A 19173-nucleotide genomic window follows, 5' to 3' on the forward strand; every position below is an offset into this window, starting at 1 on the left:
TTTGCAAAGTCGACCAAATCAACCGCTTGCCGCTTCTTCACCGTGACCGCCTCGGGTTCTCCAGGGCAAATTTCAAGTGCTCGCCGTACATGTTGAGCGACGACGTGGTCAACATGTCGTAGTGCGAGCAGTCGATCGAATACGCCGTGAACGCCCCCGCCGTATGGGATTTCCATTTCTTCAGCCGGGACCGGGCGGCCAGTTGGGTTGCCATCTTGTGCATTTGCGCCAATAGCGTTGGGTCGCTGCCGTTTCGGTGCCCATTGTCGGCAGCGGAGAACACGACCATGTCGCCGTCGAACACCCCTGGCACGTGTTCGGCTAGGAACGATTGGCTGGCATCGGCGCTGTTGACCATGAACTCCAACAGTTCTCCCGGCGGCAGGATGGAGCCGCCCAGCTTCCCGCGAATCAATTCCTCGGCGCGCTGATAGGTAAGGGGCTCCGACGGGGTGTCGATGCCGTTGGCTCGCAGAATGCGCGCCAGGATCTGGCTCTCGACCGATGCGCGGATCCCGTTGGCGCCGAACCTGGTTATCCCCTTGGTCGCGGAGTAGGGAGCGTCCAGCAAGACCAGGCTTTCGACCACGCATCCGCGTCGCTGTAACTCGACGGCCAGTTCGTGGGCGACGACGCCACCGAACGACCAGCCCAGCAGCTTGTAGGGCCCGTCGGGGTAGAGCGTCTGAAGGGTGTCGGCGTATCGCGCCGCCATGGCCCGAATCGATTCGGGTTCGCCCTCACCGTTTTGTGGGACTCGGTTGATGCCGATGATCGGGCAATCCAGATATTGGCCGAGCGTTCGATATGGCCAGCTGAGTCCGAAACCGTCATGGATGCACCACAGCGGAACGCCGCTACCCTCCTTGAGGGTCTCGATGGGCACCAACTCCTCGGCGCTCGCAGGCGTGCCCAGCAGCTGGCTCAGGCGCCGGACGGACGGCGCGGAGAACAAGGTGCGCACCGCCAGTCCCGCGTCCAGGGCCGCGTTGATCGCGGCCGTTGCCCGCATCGCCAAAATGCTGTCCCCACCCAGGTCGAAGAACGAGTCGTCGACCCCGACCCGCTCCACACCCAGCACCTGCGCGTAGACGTCGGCCAGGATCTTCTCAACCGAATTCGCCGGGGCGCGGTACCGGTCGCCGTCCGCGTACCGGGGCGCTGGCAGCGCGCGGGCGTTCAGCTTGCCGTTGACGGTCAGGGGCAGCGCCTGCAGCGCCACCACCGAGGCGGGCACCATGTGGGCGGGTAGCCGCTCGGCCAGTGCCGCGCGCACGGCGACCGGGTCGGCGGTGCCAGTGATGTAGCCGACCAGCCGCTTATCGCCGGGACGGTCCTCGCGGGCGATCACGGCCGCGTGCTCGACCCCGTCGAGTTCGGTCAGGGCGCTTTGGATTTCACCGAGTTCGATCCGGTAGCCGCGGATCTTGACCTGATCGTCGGTGCGCCCGAGGTACTCGAGTTGCCCGTCGGCGCGCCATCGCACCCGATCGCCGGTGCGATACATCCGCGTTCCGGGCGGCCCGAACGGGCACGCCACAAAGCGTGAAGCGGATAGCCCGGGTCGACGCCAATAGCCGACTCCGACACTATGTCCGGCCACGTAGAGTTCGCCGACGACGCCGGCCGACACCGGGCGCAGCCAGCCGTCGAGCACGACGAGCGCCGCGCCGGGCACCGGCGCGCCGATCGGCACGACGTCGGATCCGGCTGTGAGCGGGGCGCTCAACGTCACCCACATCGTCGTCTCGGTTGGCCCGTATTCGTTGATCATCACCCGCCCTGGGGCCCAACGGTCCACGAGGTCGAGCGGGCAGGGCTCACCGCCGACCAGCAGCGTCACCGATTCCAATCCGTCGGATGCGAGCATGCTGACCGCCGTCGGCGTTTGGCACAGCACCGTGACCTCTTCGGTGACCAGCAGGTGGTGGAAGTCGGCCGGGGAGGCGGCCACCGACTCCGGCACCACGACCAGCCGCCCGCCATTGAGCAGGGCGCCGAAGATCTCCCAGCCCGAGATGTCGAAACTGTAGGAGTGCCATTGTGTCCATACCTGTTGTGGCGACGCCAGATTGGGATCGAGCGACCCGACGAGTTGGGTGACGTTGTGGTGGGTGATCGACACGCCCTTGGGGGCACCGGTAGTGCCTGAGGTGTAGATGACGTAGGCCAGGTCCGCGGGGTCCGGCGGCGGCAAGGGTGTCGCCGGGTATGTCGTGACCCGGGGGTCGTCGACGTCGATGACCGGCAGTGCGGACCCGCCCAACCGGTCGGCCAGCCCGCCGGTCGCTATCGCGGCGATCGGCGCGGCATCGGCGATCATGAACTCGATCCGCTCCCGCGGCAGCGCCGGGTCGATCGGCAGATAGGCAGCGCCGGCCTTCAACACCGCGAGGATGCCGACGATGGCGCCAGTTGTGCGGGCGGACAGCAGCGCTACGCACCGTCCGGGGCCCGCGCCCTGCTCGGTCAACAGGTGCGCCAGGCGGTTCGCCGACGCGTCGACTTCGCGGTAGGTCAACGAGCGCCCGGCACAGGTGACCGCCACGGCATCGGGGGTTCGACCGACCTGAGCGGCGAAGGACACGGGAATCGAAACGGTTGTGGTGGGCCGGTCCAGCGATGCCAGGTTGCCCCAGGCTTCCAGGCGGGTGTGTTCGGGCTCGTCGACTAGATCGAGGGCGGACAATCGGGCGGTCGGGTCGGCGGTCATGGCCTCCAGCACGCGCTCCAACCGCGTGATGAGTGTGTGGATGGTGTCGGTGTCGAAGATGCCGGTGTCGTATTCGAGGCGCACGCCGAGTTGCTCGCCCGTGCGGGCTTCCAATGTCAGCGGGTAATGGGTGGATTCGTGAGTGGTCATGTCGGTGACCGCGAACTCATCGCCGCCCGCCATCACGCTGGCGTCGACGGGATAGTTCTCATAGACCAAGAGGGTGTCGAACAATTGCTCGAGGCCGGTGATGTGGTGGATCGCCGTGAGCGCCAGGTGCTGGTGATCCAACGTGCGGTTGTGGGCCTGTTGGAGTTGGTTCAGCAATTCGGTGGTGCTGGTCGTCGCGCCAACGGTGGCGCGCACCGGGACGGTGTTGATCAACAGCCCCACAAGCGATTCCGCGCCGGGCAGATCGGTTGGGCGTCCGGAGACCGCGGCGCCGAAGACGATGTCGTGCTGGCCGGTCAGCCACATCAGCAGTTGCGCCCAGCCGGCCTGCAACACCGTATTGATGGTGGTGTGATGCGAGCGCGCCAGTTCGGTCAGCGCGTGAGTTATCCCCTTGGAGAACCGGTATGAGGCCTCGCCTCGGCGGCCGGGTCCCGCTCGGTTCGCGGAGCCGACGAGGGTAGGTGTGTCAAATCCGGCGAGTACCTCGCGCCATGCGGCGTGGGCGGCCTCGAGGTCCCGATCGGCCAGCCAGGCGACGAACCTGCGGTACGAGGTGGACGCCGGGAGCCGGTGCCCGTAGTACGCGGCGAACATCTCCTGCAGCAGGATCGACGTCGACCAACCGTCGAGGACGATGTGGTGATTGGTGACCACGATCCGATGTTGGTTCGGTGCCGTGCGGATCAGTGCCACCCGGAAAGCCGGCGGATCCGAAAGATCGCAGACGGCGACGCGTTCGGCCGCGCACAGTTGCCGGATTCGTGTGTCGGCGTCGTCGACGTGGTCCAGTTCGATGTAGTGCCATGCCGGCTGGGGATCGACCGGAATGAGTTGAACCGGTTCGTCTTGGGTGCAGAAGCGGGCCGCCAGGTTGGGGTGGCGGTCGACCACCGTTTGCACCGCCGCGCGCATGCGGTCGGGGTCCAGCGGACCGGTCACGCTGAAATCCAGCTGCACGGAATACAGTTCGGCCAGGCCGTCGAAACCCTGTGTGGTGCTGGCATGGAACAGCAGGCCCTGCTGCAGCGGGGTGAGCGGCAGGATGTCGGCGATCGAGTACTGCTGTTGCAGGGTGTCGATCTGCTGTTGGGTGAGCCGCGCGGGGGCGATGTCGGAGGGGGTCAGCCCGCCGCCGCCGCGCGCAACGTGGGCGCAGATGCCGGCCAGGGCTTCGAACCACAGCCGGTTGAGTCGGCGGACGCCGGCGTGGTCCAGTGCCGAGGGCGCCCAGGTCCAGGTGGCGCTCAGTGCAGGGCCGGAGTCGGTTTCGACGGTGACTGCGCTGACCTCCACGGTGTGCATCAACGGCATGCTCACCGCAGACGCGACCGCGGTGAACGTTGAGCCTTCCGCACTGATCAGCCACAGATCCTTCGATGCGTCGGGGTCGGCGCCGTGGGCGCCAAGGCGTCCGAGGTAGTTGAATCCGATCGTGGGTTCGGGCCCGGTAAGCGTGGTGTTGAGGTAGCGCAGCAGTCCATAGGTGAGGGGATCGGGAAGCGCTCGGAGTTGCTCCTTGGCGCGCTTGATGATTGGGCCAAGGCGTGCGTCGCCGGCAGCCACCAGCGGCCAGGGCAGGGCGCCGGCCCTCAGCGCGACGGGGTATTTGGTGGTGAACCAGCCCACGGTGCGGGACAGGTCGACGTCGGCGGCCAGTTCTTCGTCGCGGCCATGGCCTTCGACGTCCAGAGCGATCGCCGCGTCGCCGGTGCCCAGGAATTCGGCGCAGGCCAACGCGAACGCGATCAGCAGGATGTCCTGGATTCCCGCGTGGAATGCGGCGGGTGCGTCGCTCATCAGCAGGCGGGCGGTCTCACCGTCCAGCGAGGCGGTCAGGTGCCCGGCGGTGGCGTAGGTGTCCGGCGCGTCCGGTAGCGCCGGCGGCGTCGCCAATACCCGTTGCCAGGTCTCGTTGTGCGCCAACACCTCTGGGCTGCCGGCATGTTGGGCGAGGAGTGCGGCCCAGCGCTGGAATGACGTCCCCACCGGTGCGAGGGCCACGGGCTGGCCGCTGTGGTGTTGGGCCCACGCGATGTTGAGGTCTTCGAGCAGGATCCGCCATGACACCGCGTCGACGGCCAGATGGTGGATGATCATCGCCAACTGACCGGTGGCGCTCGCCCACACGGCGCTGAGCACGGCCCCGGCGCCAGGATCGAGCCGTGAGCGGGCGGCGATGATCGCCTCGTCGGTGAGTGCGTCGACGGTGTGCAGGAGCGCCTCGGCATGCACCGATCCCGGTCCGGGCACAGTCAGTTTCCAGCCCTCGGGACCGTCGTCGGTGCGTAGCCGCAGCATGGCGTGCCGGTCCAGCAGGGCCTGCAGCACGACCGTGACGTCGCCCAGGCTCACCCCCGAGGGTGCCTGCAACACCATGGTCTGGTTGAACTCGTCGACGGGGCCGTCCACGCTGCGCAGCCAGCGGATGATCGGGGTCGCCCCCACCTCACCGATGCCCTCGTCGAGGGTGCCGGTGTCGGCCATTTTGACCACCCGGGCCAGCCCGGCCACCGTCTGCTCGACGAAGATGTCGCGGGGCCGGCAGCTCAAGCCTGCCGCGCGGGCCCGCGACACCACCTGCATCGACATGATGCTGTCGCCGCCCAGGTCGAAGAACGACTCGTCGACCCCGACCCGGTCCAACCCGAGTACCTGGGCGTAGATCGCCGCCAGGATTTCTTCGGTCGGGGTCTGTGGAGCGCGGAAGGGCGTGTCGGCAAAGACCGGCGCCGGCAGCGCCTTTCGGTCGATCTTGCCCGACGATGTCATCGGGAACTCGTCGAGCACCATGATCTGCGTCGGCAACATGTAGTCCGGTAACCGGGCGCTCAACCGGCGACGTACCGCGCCGATCCGCGTGTTGTTGCGGGGGTCGTTCGCCGTGTCCTGCCCGCCATCCGGTCCCGGCAAGTACGCGCCGCTGACCGTCGGAACACGTTCCTCAGCAGCATCGGTGAAAATCGCATCGAGCGTGCCCGGCTGAGCACCCCAGGTGACCGCGACGCGAAAGCCGAGGGCCTCGCCGAGGCGGTGCAATTCTTCGGGTGTCACGGTGCCGGTTGACTCCGCGCCGGAGGCCTGGGCGAGCGCGTCGGCCACGGATAGCCCTGCGGCCAGGCCCTGTTCGATTCGGACGTCGGTGACCAATCCGGCGCGCGGGATGCCGGATATCCGGATGTCGGCGGGACGGGGGGAGGTCAGTCGATCGTGCAGTGCGTCCAGGCCGGCGCAATCGGCCCACGCCCAGGTGGGGGCGGCGGCCAGGGAATGCACCGATGTCGGCGCCTTATGCACGACGACGTCGTAGCGGTACCGGGTGAGTTCGTTGTCGGCGGCTCCGCGCTTGACTTGGATGTCGAGTGCTGACACCGCCGGATGGTCGGCCGCCCAAGCGGTGAAAAACTCTGGGGCGAGCAGGAGTTCGGCCTCGCCGATCAGGGCGCGCTGGATACGGTGACGAAGTTCGGCGGTGTCGGCGTTGCCGCTGCGGGCGAGCGCGACCGATGTCTGGAAGGCACCCTGCAAGCTGTGGTTGCGGACATCGCCGATGAACAGGGATCCGCCCGGGCACAGGAGCTCCATGACGCTGTCGATGAGGTCGCCCAGATAGCCCGCGTTGGGGAAGTACTGAACGACCGAGTTGAGGATGACGGTGTCGAAGAAGCCCAGGGGCAGGCCCTCGGTCACGTGGGCGGGCCGAGTCAGCAGCTGGACGCGATCCCTCCATGGCAGCTCCAGTCGTTCCATCGAGCGGGCCAGGTAATCGGTTGCAGCCGCGGACATGTCGGTCGCGACATACCGCTCGCAGCGCGGGGCGATGTGTGAGAGAACCAGGCCCAGGCCCACGCCGATCTCCAGCACCCGCCGTGGTCGCAGGGCCATGATCCGATCCACCGTGGCTGACTGCCATTCCTCCATCTCCGCGAGCGGGATCGGCTCGCCGGTGTAGCTGCTGTTCCATCCCCGGAAGTCGGTGCCGAGCCCGGAGGTGCCGGCCTCAGCGGCGTAGAGGTCGTCGTAGACGTGCTGCCACTGCGCGACGATTTCGTCGTCATCGTCGTCGGTGGTGGCGGCGTGTTCGAGGGTCACGTAGGCGACGAGGTTGGCGCCGGTGCCGTGGTTGTGCACCGCGGCGGCGGCCATGGTGACGTGCGGGCAAGCCAGCAGGCTGTTCTCGATCTCCCCCAGCTCGATGCGTTGTCCGCGGAGCTTGACCTGGGTGTCGGCGCGTCCCAGGTAGTCCAGTGTCCCGGCCGCAGTCCAACGGACCAGATCACCCGTGCGGTAGAGGCGTGAGCCGGGATCCCCAAAGGGGTTGGCGATGAACCGTTCTGCGGTCAACGCCACTCGGCCGACATAGCCGTGAGCGACGGCACGTCCGCCCAGGTACAGTTCGCCCACGACGCCGATGGGCGCGGGGTTGAGCCGGGTGTCCAGCACGAGTGCGCACACGCCCGGGATGGGGTTGCCGATTCCCACCCGTTGGCCCGGCGACAAGGGTGTGCCGCAGGTGGCCCAGACGGTGGCCTCGGTGGGGCCGTAGGCGTTGAACATTCGCCTTCCCGGCGCCCACGCCGCCGCCAACTCGCTTGGGCAGGCTTCCCCCGTGGTGATGAGCGTATCGACCGCGTCGAGCCGTGCGGGGTCCAGCGAGGACAGCACCGACGGGGTCAAGACCGCAGCGTTGACGCGATGGTCGTGCAGCAACGCTGTCAACGCCTCGCCCGCAGCGGCTTCCGGTGGTGCCACCACCAGCGCTGCCCTCGACCCAACCGCCAGCAGCAATTCACCGATCGATACGTCGAACGTCGGCGCGGCCAGCATCAGCAGTCGCGAGCCCGAGTTCAGTCCGAAGCGCTCGGCCAGGGCTGCGATTTCCAGCAGGCCGCCGTGGCTGACCGCGACTCCCTTTGGGGCGCCGGTAGATCCAGACGTGAAGATGGTGTGGGCGGTGCTGTCGACCGTCAGTGGTGCCAGGCGGTCGGCGTCGGTGATGGGGTCCGCGCTTCGTCCGGGGAGGTCCAACTCGCCGACGCGCAGGACGCGGCGGTCGCCGGCCCCGGCAACGGCGTCGGCATCGCGGGTCAACACACATATCGCGTCGACGGTGTCCAGGACGGTGGCGATTCGCTCGACGGGGTGCGTCGGGTCGACGGGCACATAGGTCCCGCCGGCTTTGACGACGGCCCACCAGGTGACCACCAGTTCCAAACACCGATCGATCGCGACGGCCACCGCGCGCTCCGCGCCGGCGCCCGCCTCTATCAGTACCCGCGCCAAGCGTGTCGACGCCTCGTCAAGCTCGCGATATGACATCGAGCGGGCGCCGTCGACCACCGCCACCGCGTGCGGGTCGATCGTCACCGCCGCGGCCATGAGCTGCGGCGCCACCCCCACCGATGCCTCCACCCCGGTACCGGCCCAGGTCGACTGCACCAATTCGCGCTCGCCGCAATCCATCAACGAGATGGCACCCACCACCACCGCGGGGTCCGCGACCGCCGCGTCTAGTACCCGCCCGAACCGTTCGACCAGGCGCTCGACGGTGGAGCGTTCGAACAGATCCGTCGCATATGTCACCGATCCGGCGGCCCGCGGCGCCCCCGGTTCGTCGCTGGGCACCTCCACCAGTTCGAAGTCGAGATCGAAGCGGGCCGAGGAGGTGGGCACCGCCCACTGTTCGACGCCGAGGCCGTCGATCGCGAATGCGTCCGGGCGCACGTTGTTTTGCAGCACCATCAGCACCTGGAACAAGGGGTGGTGCGCGGCGGAGCGTGCGGGATTCAGCTGTTCCACCAACCGCTCGAACGGCACGTCCTGATTGCTGTACGCGTCCAGGGCTTTATTACGCACTCGCGCGAGGACATCGGTGAACCGGGATGCCGGATTCACTTCCACCCGCAACACCCAAGTGTTGACGAAGAATCCGACCAGGTCGCTGAGCGCCCGATCCGATCGCCCCGCGATCGGCGTGCCCAGCACCACGTCGTCACCCGCCCCGGCCCGGTGTAGCACCACCGCCATGGCCGCCTGCAACACCATCGACGCCGTCGCATTGTGCGTCGCTGCCAGCTGCTTGACCCCGGCCCAGACTTCCGGTTCGATCAGCATCTCCACTTCGTCGCCGCGGTAGCTGGGCTCGCGTGGCCGGACGTGATCGGTGGGCAGTGACACAATCTCCGGCAGGCCGGCCAATTCGGTTTGCCAGTAACGCAATTGGTGAGCGGCCACACTTTCCGGGTCGGACTCGTCTCCCAGCAGCTCCTGATGCCACAGCGTGTAGTCCACGTATTGCACCGGCAGTTCCGCCCAGCTCGGTACGTGCCCCGCAGACCGACTCGCATAGGCGACACCGATGTCCCTGAACATGGGGGCGAGTGACCAACCGTCAAAGGCGATGTGGTGCAGCACAATCGCCAGCACGTGCTCAGCGGTTCCCGTCGAGTAGATTTGCGCGCGAATCGGGATCTCCGTCGCCAGGTCGAACCGGTGACTTGCGAGTGCGATCAACTCGCGGGCAACTTCCTGTTGATCGGTCAGCGACACCACGGTTGCGTCGCCGCGCCGCCACATTGCCGGCTGGGCCGCCAAGACCTGTTGGTGCGGGACACCGTCGACGTCAGGGAAGACCGTGCGCAGCGATTCGTGGCGGGCGATCAGATCGTCGATGGCCGCCGTGAGTGCGTCGACGTTCAGCTCTCCGGTGATCCGGAAGGCGGTCGGCATGTTGTACGTCGCCACCCCGCCCTCGAACTGGTTGACGAACCACAGGCGGTTCTGCGCGAACGACAGCGGGATTCTCGCGGGGCGCTCTCTGCGCACCAAGGGCTTCCGGCGGCTCCCTCCGACGAGGCGTGGCGCCAGCGCGGCAACGGTGGGCGCGTCGAACAGCGTGCGCACCGAGACGTCGGAGTCCAAATCGGCGTTGATGGCCGCGATCAGGCGCATGGCCGACAGCGAATCGCCGCCGAGGTCGAAGAAGGAGTCGTCGATGCCGACGCGGGTCAGGCCGAGGGTTTGGGTGTAGATGGTGGCCAGGAGTTCTTCGATGGGGGTGTTGGGGGGGCGGTAGTGGGTGGTGTGGGTGTAGTCGGGTGGGGGCAGGGCGCGGGTGTCGAGTTTGCCGTTGAGGGTGGTGGGCAGGGTGTCGAGGGTGATGATGGCGGCGGGGACCATGAAGCCGGGGAGTCGGTCGGCCAGGGCGGTGCGCAGTTGGGCGGGATCGGCGGTGCCGGGGTGGGTTTCGGTGATGTAGGCGGTGAGGCGTTTGTCGCCGGGGCGGTCTTCGCGCACGATGACCGCGGCGTGTTCGACGCCGTCCAGGTGGGTTAGGGCGGTGTGGATTTCGCCGAGTTCGATGCGGTAGCCGCGGATTTTGACCTGCTGGTCGGCGCGGCCGAGGTAGTCCAGTTGTCCGTCGGGGCGCCAGCGCACCAGGTCTCCGCTGCGATACATCCGCGCGCCGGGGGGCCCGAAGGGGCAGGCCAGGAACCGGGCCGCGGTCAACCCCGCCCGGTGCAGGTAGCCCAGCCCGACGCCGCGCCCGGCCACGTAGAGTTCGCCGACGACTCCGGGCGGCACCGGGCGGCACCAGGGGTCCAGGACGAACAGGGCCGCCCCGGGCACCGGCGCCCCGATCGGCACGGTCCCCGACTCGGGGGTCAGCGGGGCGCTGATGGTGGCATACACGGTGGTTTCGGTGGGGCCGTAGCCGTTGACCATGACCCGCCCGGGGGCCCAGCGGTGCACCATCTCGGGTGGGCAGGCCTCCCCGGCGGCCATCACCGCCACCCCCGCCAAACCCTCTGCTGAGAGCGCGGCCAGCGCGGAGGGGGTTTGACTCAACACGGTGACCTGTTCGGTGATCAGCAGGGTGTGCAGGTCGTCGGGGCAGCGGGTGACCTCCTCGCCCACCACCACCAGCCGGCCCCCATGCAGTAGCGCCCCCCAGATCTCCCACACCGAGAAGTCGAAGGCATAGGAGTGGCACTGCGCCCACACCTGCTCGGGTCCCAACCCGATGCCCACCTGCAACTGGTCGAACAGCCGGGTGACGTTGTGGTGGGTGACCGCAACCCCTTTCGGGGTCCCGGTGGTGCCCGAGGTGTAAATCAGGTGCGCCACCTCATCAGGGGCGGGCAACGGCAAACCCGTACTGGGCTGGGCGTCAATGCGCGGGTCCTCGACGTCGAGGACCACGACACCATGGCGTTGCAGCCGCTCGGCCAGCCCGGCGGTGCTCAGCGCGGCCACCGGGTCGGCGTCGGCCAGCACGAACCCGATCCGCTCATCGGGCAGCGCGGGATCGATCGGCAGATAGGCCGCCCCGGTCTTGAGCACTCCCACGATCGCCACAACGGCCGCACCCGACCGCGGGAGAACCAGTCCCACGCATTGTCCTGGGCCGGCACCGTAACCCATCAGCAGATGCGCCAGCCGGTTTGAGGCCTCATCGACTTCGCGATACGTCCAGGACCGTCCCCCGCAGCACACCGCCACCGCCCCCGGCGCACGCCGCACCTGCCCGGCGAACACCTCCGGAATCGACACCGCCGCCACCGACTCGGACAACACCGTCCGATGACCCCACTGCCCCAAACGGGTCAGCTCACCCTCATCGAGCACACCGATCGACGACAACCGCGCACCCGGATCAGCAGCCATCGCCACCAACACCCGCCCCAACCGAATGATCAGGGCGCGAACGATTTCCGTGTCGAATACGTCGGTGTCGTACTCGACGCGAAGACCCAGTTCGGACCCGGGCGTCGCCTGCACGGTCAATGGGTAGTGATTGGATTCGCTGCTGGTGAACTCGGTTATGGTCAGCCCGTCGGTGCCACTCAGCTCGGCGGTGTCGACGGGGTAGTTCTCGTAGACGAACAGGGTGTCGAACAGTTGGTCGTGGCCGGTGGCGCGGTGAATCTCGTTGAGGGACAGGTGTTCATGGTCGAGGGTGCGGTTGTGGGCGTCGTGCAGTTGGTTGAGCAGGTCGGCGGTCGTGGTCGTCGTGATGATGTGCGCCCGCACCGGCACGGTGTTGATCAGCAGGCCGACCATCGCTTCCGCGCCGGCTAGCTCGGTGGGCCGCCCCGACACGGCGGTGCCGAAAACCACGTCGCGCTGTCCGGTCAGCCCCATCAGCAGCTGTGCCCACGCCGCCTGCAGTACGGTGTTGATCGTGGTGTGATTCGAGCGCGCCAGCTCACCGACAGCCTGAGTGATCTCGGCGGATAACCGATCCGAGGCGACGGCGCGGGGCCCCAATGCCAACCGGCCCGGCGGAGCGACGAGGGTCGGGGTGTCAAAGCCTGCGAGTGCCTGGCCCCAGGCGGTGCGGGCGGCGTCGAGGTCGCGTTCGGTGAGCCAGGTGACGAACCGGCGGTAGGGTGTGGCCGCGGGCAGCTGCTGGCCCTGGTAGGCGGCGAAGATCTCGTGGAGCAGGATGGGCAGGGACCAACCGTCGAGCAGGATGTGGTGGTTGGTCAGCACGATGCGGTGCCGCTCGTGGGCGGTTCGGATCAAGGCCACCCGGAAGACCGGCCCGCCATCGAGGTTGCAAACTGCCGCGCGCTCGGCCGTGCACAGACGCGCTATGTGGTCTTCCGTATCCCTCTCGAATTCGAGGTATTGCCAAGGCACTTGGGCAGCGGCGGGGATGATTTGTACGGGTTGGTCGAATTGTCGGCAGAAGCGTGCCGCGAGGTGCGGGTGGCGGCTGACGACGGTGTGGACGGCATCGCGTAGCCGGTGCGGGTCCAGCGGCCCGGTCACCGAAATCTGCAGCTGGAGCGCGTAGACGTCGTCGGTGTCGTGCGTGCTGGCGTGGAACAGCAGCCCTTGTTGCATTGGGGTCAGCGGCAGGATGTCGGCGATGTTGTATTGCGTTTGGAGTTCGTTGATTTGGTGTTGGGCGAGTCGGGCGGGGGCGATGTCGGAGGGGGTCAGACCGCCGCCGCCGTGGCGGACGTGGGTGCAGATTCCGGTCAGGGCGTCGAACCATAACTGGCTGAGCCGAGCGATTTGGGTGTCATCGAGAACCGAGGTGGCCCAGGTCCACGTGGCATTGAGTTGAGGGCCGGTGTCGGTGTCGATGGTCGCGGCGTTGAGAGCGGCCGTGTGGGACAACGGCATTGGCGCCGTGCTGGCCGCGGCGATGTCCGACAAACCGTCCTCGCTGATCCGCCACAACTCCTCGATGGCCCCGGGCGCGGTCGCGCCGAGGCGTCCGAGGTAGTTGAATCCGATGGTGGGGTCGGGTGCGGGTGGGTCGGTGTTGGGGTTGAGGTAGCGCAGCAGGCCGTGGGTCAGGGGGTGGGGCAGGGCGTGAAGTTGTTCCTTGGCTGCCTTGATGATCGGGCCCAGTGCGGCGTCGCCGGCTGTGATGTGGTCCCAGTGCAGCCCGGCGACGTTGAGGGCGACGGGGTATTTGGTGGTGAACCAGCCCACGGTGCGTGAGAGGTCCACCGTGTCGGTGAGGTCGTCGTGGCGGCCGTGGCCTTCGACGTCGATCGTGATGGGTTGCTCGGGCTGGCCGAGGAATTGGGTCCAGGCCAGCGCGTAGGCGATGAACAGGATGTCGTGGATGCCGGTGTGGAAGGCGGCGGGGACGTCGGTGAGCAACGCCCGGGTGGTGTCGGTGTCCAGGGTGGCGCTTAGGTGTCCGGCGTTGGTGTAGGTGTCGCCGGGTTGCGGTGGGGGCAGCGCGGCCGTGGTCGCGGTGATCTGGCGCCAGGTGTCGGCTTGTGCGATGACGGCTGGGGTATGGGCGTGGTCGTCGAGCAGCGCGGCCCAGCGTTGAAACGAGGTGCCGGTGGGGGGTAGGGCGATCGGTTGGCCGCTTCGGTGTTGGGCCCAGGCGATGTTGAAGTCTTCCACCAGGATCCGCCACGACACCGCATCCACGACCAGGTGGTGAATGATCAACACCAGCTGACCGGTGGTGGTCACCCACAGCGCGCTGAGCATCGTTCCCGCGGCGGGATTGAGGCGGGATCTGGCTTGGGTCAGTGCTTCGTTGGTGAGGGTGTCGATGGTGTGCAGGCAGTCGATGGCGTCGACTGCGCCGGGTTCGGGGACGGTCAGTGACCGCGTGGTGGTGTCCGCGTGTGCCCGCAGCATGGGGTGGTGGTCGAGCAGTGCTTGCAGGATGGCGAGCACCTCGTCGTGGGTGGCTTGGGTCGGTGCCTGCAGCACCAGGGTTTGGTTGAATTCATCGATCGGGCCGTCGATGTCGAACAGCCAGTGCATGATCGGGGTGGGCGTGACCGGCCCGATCCCGTCGTCGAGGATCTGTTGGTGGCCGTCGGTGAGGCCGGGGATGCGGGCCAGCCGGGCCACGGTCTGCTCGACGAAGATGTCACGGGGACGGCAGGCCAACCCGGCGGCGCGGGCGCGGGCGACCACTTGCATCGACAGGATGCTGTCACCGCCCAGGTCGAAGAAGGAGTCATCGACGCCGACGCGGGTCAGGCCGAGGGTTTCGGCGTAGATGGTGGCCAGGATTTCCTCGATGGGGGTGGCCGGGGCGCGGTAGTGGGTGGTGTGGGTGTAGTCGGGTGGGGGCAGGGCGCGGGTGTCGAGTTTGCCGTTGACCGTGATCGGCAGGGTGTCCACCGCGACGATCGCGGCGGGCACCATGAAGCCGGGCAGCCGGTCGGCCAGCGCGGCGCGCAGCTGAGCCGTGTCGGCGGTGCCGGTGATATAACCGACTAGCCGCCGGTCACCGGGCCGGTCCTCACGGGTGATCACTGCAGCCTGTCCGACGCCGGGGAGTTCGCCCAGGGCCGAGCGGATCTCGCCGAGTTCGATGCGATACCCGCGAATCTTCACCTGTTCGTCGGCGCGGCCGTGGTAGTCCAGTTGCCCGTCGGGCCGCCAGCGCACCAGATCCCCGCTGCGATACATCCGGGTGCCGGGCGGGCCGAACGGGCAGGCCACGAACCGTGAGGCGCTCAACCCGGCCCGGCGCCAATACCCGAGGCCGACCCCGCGCCCGGCGACGTAGAGTTCCCCGACGACTCCGGGCGGGACCGGGTGCAGCCAGGGGTCCAGGACGAACAGCGCCGCGCCGGGCACCGGCGCCCCGATCGGCACCGCGGCCGAACCGGGCGCCAGCGGGGCGCTGATGGTGGCATACACGGTGGTTTCGGTGGGGCCGTAGCCGTTGACCATGATCCGCCCGGGCGCCCACCGCTGCACGATCTCGGGTGGGCAGGCCTCGCCGGCGGCCATCACCGCCACCTGATCCAAACCGGTCGGGGACAGGGCGGCCAGTGCGGAGGGGGTCTGACTCAAGACGGTGACCCGCTCGGCGAGCAAGAGCGCGCGCAGCTCGTCGGGGGAGCGGGTCACCTCCTCGCCCACCACCACCAAACGGCCCCCATGCAGTAACGCTCCCCAGATCTCCCACACCGAGAAGTCGAAGGCATAGGAGTGGCACTGCGCCCACACCTGCCCCGGCCCCAGCTCGATGCCCACCTCCAGCGCGTCGAACAACCGGGTCACGTTGCGGTGCGTGACCGCAACCCCTTTCGGGGTCCCGGTGGTGCCCGAGGTGTAAATAATGTGCGCGACATCGTCCGGCGCCGGGAACGCCAAACCCGTACTCGGCTGGGCGTCAATCCGCGGGTCGTCGACGTCGACGACGATCAGGCCGCGCCCGTCCAGCCGTGGCCGCAACGCGGCGGTGGTGAGCGCGGACACGGGCGTGGAGTCGGCCAGCAGAAAGTCGATCCGCTCGTCGGGCAACGCCGGGTCGATCGGCAGGTACGCCGCCCCGGTCTTGAGCACCGCCACGATCGCGATGACGGCCGCACCGGAACGCGGAAGAACCAGTCCCACGCATTCTCCTGGGCCGGCACCGTAACCAATCAGCAGGTGAGCCAGCCGGTTTGATGCCTCATCGACCTCGCGGTAGGTCCAGGACTGTTCCCCGAACCGCAGCGCCACCGCTTGCGGGGCCCGCAGCACTTGCTCGGCGAACAGCGCCGGGATCGACACCGCCGCCGCCGACTCGCTCAACAGCGGCCATCGGCCGATCTCTCCCAGACGGGTGCGCTCACCCGGGTCGAGCACATCGATCGACGACAACCGCGCCTGCGGATCAGCGGTCATCGCCACCAACACCCGCTCCAACCGCTCCACCACGCCGGCGACCGTGTCGGGATCGAACACGTCGGTGCGGAACTCCACCGCACCCGAAATCCCGCCCGGCTCAGCGTCCTCAGTGAAACGCTCCGCCAAATTGAACGTCAGATCCATCCGGGCGGTATGGGTGTCGATGGGCATCTGGGCGACCTGCAAATCCCCCAACACCAACCCCGGATCACCACCAGACCCCGGCAGGTTCTGCCACGCCAACATCACCTGCACCAGCGGATGGTGGGTCAACGACCGCGCCGGGTTGAGCCGCTCCACCAGCACCTCAAACGGCACGTCTTGGTGGTCATAGGCGGCGAGGCTGCGCCGCCGCACCTGGCCGAGCAACTCATTGACGGTCGGATCAGCCGCGACGTCGACGCGCAGCACCAGTGTGTTGACGAAGAAGCCCACCAGGCCGTCGAGCGCGGGGTCGCGACGTCCAGCGATCGGGAAGCCCACCGGCACATCCGAACTCCCGCTCAGCCGCGACAACAACACCGCCAACGCCGCCTGGACCACCATGAAACTCGTCGCGTTGCACTCACGGGCCAGCCCGCGCACCCGCTGCTGCAAGTCGGCCGCCCACTCCACGGCCACCGTCGCCCCGCGCTGATCGGCCACCGCCGGATAGGGTCGATCCGTCGGCAACTCCAACCGCTCCGGCGCCCCCGCCAGCGCATCCTCCCAATACGCCAACTGCGCGGCGATGGGGCTGCCGCCATCGTCGAGATCACCGAACTGCGCCCGCTGCCACAACGTGTAATCCGCATACTGCACCGGTAATTCAGCCCAGCTGGGGGCCTGGCCGCCGCACCGGCTGGCGTACGCCGCATTCAGATCACTCACGAGGGGAGCGATGGACCAGCCGTCCGCGGCGATGTGGTGCACCACGCCGACGAGCACGTGGTCGTCGGCGTCGACGCGAAAGAGCCTGGCACGAAACGGGATCTCCGACCTTAGGTCGAACGTGTGCTGCGCCGTGGCCTCGATGGCCGCACGCAGCGCGTCCGATGTCCACCCGGTGGCGTCGGTGACGGTTACGACATCACCCCGCCCACTCGGCAGCACCCGCTGGAAGGGCACGCCGTCAACGTCGGGGAACACCGTGCGCAGCGTCTCGTGGCGGGCGATGACATCATGAACGGCCATCCGCATTGCGTCCGGATCCAGCTTGCCCCGCAGACGCAATGCCACCGCCAAGTTGTAAACCGCTGAGGGGCCGTGCAATTGGTCGAGAAACCAGAGCCGCCTCTGGGCGAACGACAACGGAATGACGTCGGGACGCTGGACGGACAGAAGCGGCTGAAGCCGTTTGCTGTCGCCGCCGACGTGGGCTGCCAGTTGGGCGACCGTTGGCGCGTCGAACAGAGTTTGCATCGACAAGTCTGTGGCCAGGTCGGTGCCGATCGCCGCGATCACGCGCATCGCCGAAACCGAATCACCGCCGAGATCGAAAAAGGAGTCGTCGACCCCGACGCGATCGAGGCCGAGCACGTGCGCGTAAATGCCGGCCAGGATGTCCTGGGTGGGGTCCTGGGGGGCGCGGTACCGCTCGCCGTTGGTGTATTCCGGCGCCGGAAGGGCGCGGGTGTCGAGTTTGCCGTTGACCGTCAGCGGCAGCGCGTGCAAGACGACGATGGCCGCCGGAACCATGTAGCCGGGCAGCCGCCGGGCCAGCGCCTCCCGTGCGACAACAGGATCGACTGTGCCCGTATTGGTTTCGGTGACATACCCCACGAGCCGCCGGTCGCCGGGCCGGTCCTCACGGGCGATCACCGCCGCCTGTCCGACGCCCGGGAGTTCACTCAGGGCCGCGCGGATTTCGCCGAGCTCGATGCGGTACCCGCGAATCTTCACCTGTTCGTCGGCGCGCCCGAGGTAGTCGAGCTGTCCGTCGGGCCGCCAGCGCACCAGATCCCCGGTGCGATACATGCGCGTTCCGGGTGGCCCAAAGGGACACGCCACAAACCGCGAAGCGGTCAGCCCGGCCCGACGCCAATACCCGATCCCCACACCGCGTCCCGCGATATACAGCTCACCGACCACCTTGGGCATCACGGGACATAGCAACTCGTCGAGGACGAAGAACGCGGCCCCTGTGATCGGTGATCCGATGGGTGGCGAGCCCGAGCCAGGCAGCAGGGGGGCGCTCTTGGAAGCCCACATCGTGGTCTCCGTGGGGCCGTAGACGTTGGTCATGACCCGGCCGGGTGCCCAGGTGTCGACCAGCGCCGGAGGGCAGGCTTCGGCACCGATGACCAACGCCGTGGATTCCAGTCCGTCAGGGGATAGGCCGCTTACCGCAGAAGGGGTCTGCGTCAGCACGCTGACTCGCTCTTTCGCCAGTAGGTCGTGAAAGTCGCCCGGTGATCGCGCCACCGACTCGGGCACCACCACCAACCGGCCGCCGAACAGTAGCGCGGCCCAGATCTCCCATACCGAGAAGTCGAACGCGTAGGAGTGGAACTGCGTCCACACCTGTTGCGGTCCCAGCGGAATCCCGATGTCGAGCGAGTCGAACAGCTGGGTGACGTTGTGATGGTTAACCGCGACGCCTTTCGGCTCTCCGGTAGTCCCGGAGGTGTAGACGATGTGGGCTATGTCGTCCGCCGCAGGGAAGGGTAGGGCGGTGTCGGGTTGAGTGTCGATGCGGGCGTCGGCGGTATCGATGACGGTCAGGCCACACCCGTCGAGTCGCGACCGCATGTCGGGGGTGGTCAGGACGGCAATCGGCGCGGCGTCGGCGAGCATGAACGCGATGCGGGCCCCCGGATGCATGGGGTCGATCGGCAGATATGCCGCCCCGGTCTTGAGCACCGCCAGGATCGCGGATATCGCCTCGGCGCATCGAGGGAATAGCAGTGCAACACTCACGCCCGGGCGCGCGCCGTGGTCGATCAATAAATGTGCCAACCGATTAGCGGCCTCGTCGAGCTCGCGGTAGGTCACCGAGCGGCCCTCAAAGGTCACGGCCACCGCTTCGGGGACTCGCGACACCTGGGTGGAGAACAGCGCCGGAATCGACACGGGCGCTGCGGGTTGGGTCAACACCGCGCGGTTGCTCCAGTCGTTCAGGTGCGCGTGCTCAGCCTCGTTGAGCAGATCGATGGACAACAATCTCCGCGTCGGATTGGTGGTCAAGA

At 67.8% G+C, this 19173-nt stretch carries 1 protein-coding gene; it reads right to left on the reverse strand.

Features of this window, described 5'->3' with window-relative positions:
• Positions 1-37: 37 nt before the first annotated feature.
• Positions 38-19171 carry an amino acid adenylation domain-containing protein gene (locus tag ACEL92_RS02095; RefSeq protein WP_374024020.1) on the reverse strand — a complete coding sequence of 6378 codons (19134 nt, stop codon included), beginning with the start codon at positions 19169-19171 and terminating at the stop codon, positions 38-40.
• Positions 19172-19173 lie beyond the last annotated feature (2 nt).

Origin of the sequence: Mycobacterium hainanense, assembly GCF_041890355.1 — a bacterium.
Taxonomy (GTDB): Bacteria; Actinomycetota; Actinomycetes; order Mycobacteriales; family Mycobacteriaceae; genus Mycobacterium; species Mycobacterium hainanense.